Below are 2,615 nucleotides of genomic sequence, written 5' to 3'. Positions count from 1 at the left end.
GTTGGCGAATGCAGGGGCTGACATCAGGGCAGAGACGGCAACAGCAGCAAAAATCAGTTTCATGAGAGCTCCGTGTGAAGGGTTTTGAATATAACCAAACGCTAATTTAACCTAAATCAAGACGGCTCTGTGCAAAACCGCTCAACTTTCATCTCATGGATTTTACTGAGCTCCCGCAGCACACCGCCCCAAAGCCATCCCCAAAACGCGGCCATAGGACTCAATCAAAGGCCGGTTGCTCCGGTTTGACAACCTGCTTGCCCGCTGCGACCCAAGCGTCATAGCCCCCAGCCACCGAGCTGACTTGGAGGTAACCCATGCTCTGCATGGTTTGCGCGGACAGAGCGGCGCGGCCGCTGGTCTTGCAATAAAGCACCACCTTCAGGTCGCGGCCTGACAAGGCGGGCGTGCCGCTGAGCTTGAACTCCAGCAGGCCCCGGGGCATCAATACCGCACCGGGCAGGTGGCCCGCAGCAAATTCGTCGGCTTCACGCACATCGATCAACACATCGGCTTGGCGAATGGCTTCATCGGCGTCTTGCAAGGCGATCTCGCGGACATGGGCCTTGGCTTGCAGGACCAGATCGTGGGCTGTTTTCATGGTGTCTCCTTCAGGTTCAAACAAGGGGTATCAGGGTTCCAACTGGGCATTCAGGCCCTGCAAGCTTTGCACAGAGAGGCTACCGGTCAAAGCGTCCAGTTGCAAGCGGGTCTGCAGCAGCTCGGTCTGCGCACGCAGCCAGGCCAGTTCGGACTGGGCCGCGTCGTTTTGGGCTTGCAGCAAGTCCAAGGTGGTGCGGTCACCCACTTGGCGACCCAAACGCGTGGCGTCCAGTCTGGCGGTGCTGGCTTTCCATGCGGCTTGCAGGGCCGACAAACGGGCAGGCCCGGTTTGCAAAGCCAACCACACCGAGCGGGCTTGCTGCTGGGTTTGGTGCACGGCCAACTCGTATTCGGCCTCGGCCTGCGCTTGCGCGCTCACGGCCTCTTGCAGTTTGGCGCTGCGGTAACCGCCGGTGTACAAGGGCACGTTCAGGCTGAGGCCCAGCATCTGCTGACTTTGCGTGTTGCCCGCTGGGCCAAAGTCGCCGTCGCCACTCAGGCGGTCACGACCCGCCTGGGCCACCAGGTCGAGCGTGACGCCACCGCGGGCTTGGTGCTTTTTCACCTCGTGCCGGGCCACGTCCCACTGGGCTTTTTTCAGGCGCAAACCGGTATTGGCTTCGCGCACTTGGGTCAGCACCTGGTCCAAAGGCGGCGATGCGGCCGCAGACTCAGCGGCTTTGGGCGTCAAGGGTTTTAGAGTCTCGGCAGGCAATCGGGTGGATTCGGCCAACACTTGGCGGGCCATTTGCAACTCGCTGTCAGCGGACAGCCACTGCGCTTGCAAGCCCGAGGCACGGGCAGCGGCTTCGTGGGTGTCGGTCACCGGCAAATCACCAATGGCAAAACGATCTTGGGCTTCGGTCAGCGAGCGCTGCACGGCAGCGTGTTGGCTTTTCAAAACTTGCAGCTGGCGCTCGGCCAGCAACACATTGAAATACCGCTGCACCGTGAGCAGCATGAATTGCTGCTGGGCCAGATCGGCGCGCCATTCGGCCACGCCAGCGGCTTGCTGCAGCTGCGCTTGCTGGGCTTGGCGTTCAGGGCTGTACAGGGCTTGCTTGGCTTGCACGGACCAGCGGGTGGACAACGCTGCGCTGGCCGAGGTGGCAAAACTGCCGGGCATCGGCGGCTGACCACCGACTGCAAACTGCGCACCTGTGGTACGGGTCTCAGCTGACATGGCCCCCACCGTGGCGCTGCCCATCACGACAGGTCGCCACAGCGATTGGGCCTGCGCTTCGTAGGCTTGCACCGAAGAGCGGGTGGCTTGCACCACCTGCATCTGCGGGTCGTGCTGGCGTGCCTGCTCCCAGGCTTGCAGCAGGTCCAGCGCCTGCGCCGAAGGGACGAAGAGCGCAGCGACCAACAGTGCGCCGCTCAGGCGTTTGAGGTTCAATCGTGACGGGGTCATGGCGCGCTGGCTTTCTGATCAGCCGCGCTCAACGCCCAGCTTGCCGAGGATGGACTCCATCAGGCACCACTTGGTGAGGGCGCTTTGCAGCAGGTTGGCCCCCACAAAGGCGGTGAAGGCCAACCACCACTCGCTCACAAAAATCGGGCTGCCTTGCACGCCCAAAGCCAAAGACAACAGCACAAAGGTGCCAGCGACCAAACGAACGATTTGCCAAGATTTCATGGTGATTTACTCCAGTTGATGAAAGAAAAAATTCAAGCGCCGTACTTCTTGCGGTACGCCACGTAATACAAAGTCGGGATGACAACCAGCGTCAGCGCGGTGGACACAAAAATGCCGAAGATCAGCGAGATGGCCAAGCCATTGAAGATCGGGTCGTCCACAATGAAAAAGGCACCGATCATGGCCGCCAGGCCCGTGAGCATGATGGGCTGGGCGCGGGTGATGGCCGACTGCACAATCGCCCGCTTGAAGTCCATGCCGCCTTGCACCTGCAGGTTGATGAAGTCCACCAGCAAGATCGAGTTGCGCACGATGATGCCCGCCAGCGCGATCATGCCGATCATGCTGGTGGCGGTGTACTGCGCGTTCAGCA

General features: G+C 61.0%; 4 protein-coding genes. All 4 read right to left on the bottom strand.

Features of this window, described 5'->3' with window-relative positions:
- Window positions 1-220: 220 nt before the first annotated feature.
- Window positions 221-601 carry a rhodanese-like domain-containing protein gene (locus ACIQ47_RS16190; RefSeq protein ID WP_396439057.1) on the bottom strand — a complete coding sequence of 127 codons (381 nt, stop codon included), beginning with the start codon at window positions 599-601 and terminating at the stop codon, window positions 221-223.
- 30 nt (window positions 602-631) lie between these two features.
- Complete coding sequence (locus ACIQ47_RS16185) at window positions 632-2,017, bottom strand: TolC family protein (RefSeq protein WP_396439056.1); 1,386 nt, start codon at window positions 2,015-2,017, stop codon at window positions 632-634.
- An 18-nt stretch (window positions 2,018-2,035) separates the two neighbouring features.
- Window positions 2,036-2,242, bottom strand: a complete 207-nt coding sequence (locus tag ACIQ47_RS16180) for a DUF2892 domain-containing protein (protein WP_396439055.1) — start codon at window positions 2,240-2,242, stop codon at window positions 2,036-2,038.
- A 32-nt stretch (window positions 2,243-2,274) separates the two neighbouring features.
- Window positions 2,275-2,615 (bottom strand): efflux RND transporter permease subunit (locus ACIQ47_RS16175; RefSeq protein WP_396439054.1); only part of this gene is annotated, 341 nt, incomplete at its 5' end.

The sequence above is a fragment of the Limnohabitans sp. genome, assembly GCF_044373035.1.
GTDB lineage: Bacteria > Pseudomonadota > Gammaproteobacteria > Burkholderiales > Burkholderiaceae_C > Limnohabitans_A.
This window is presented reverse-complemented; position numbering and strand designations above follow the sequence as displayed.

Coding starts and splice junctions, on each gene's coding strand:
- ACIQ47_RS16190 (WP_396439057.1), bottom strand. CDS start 601: ATGAAAACAGCCCACGATCTGGTCCTGCAAGCCAAGGCCCATGTCCGC.
- ACIQ47_RS16185 (WP_396439056.1), bottom strand. CDS start 2,017: ATGACCCCGTCACGATTGAACCTCAAACGCCTGAGCGGCGCACTGTTG.
- ACIQ47_RS16180 (WP_396439055.1), bottom strand. CDS start 2,242: ATGAAATCTTGGCAAATCGTTCGTTTGGTCGCTGGCACCTTTGTGCTG.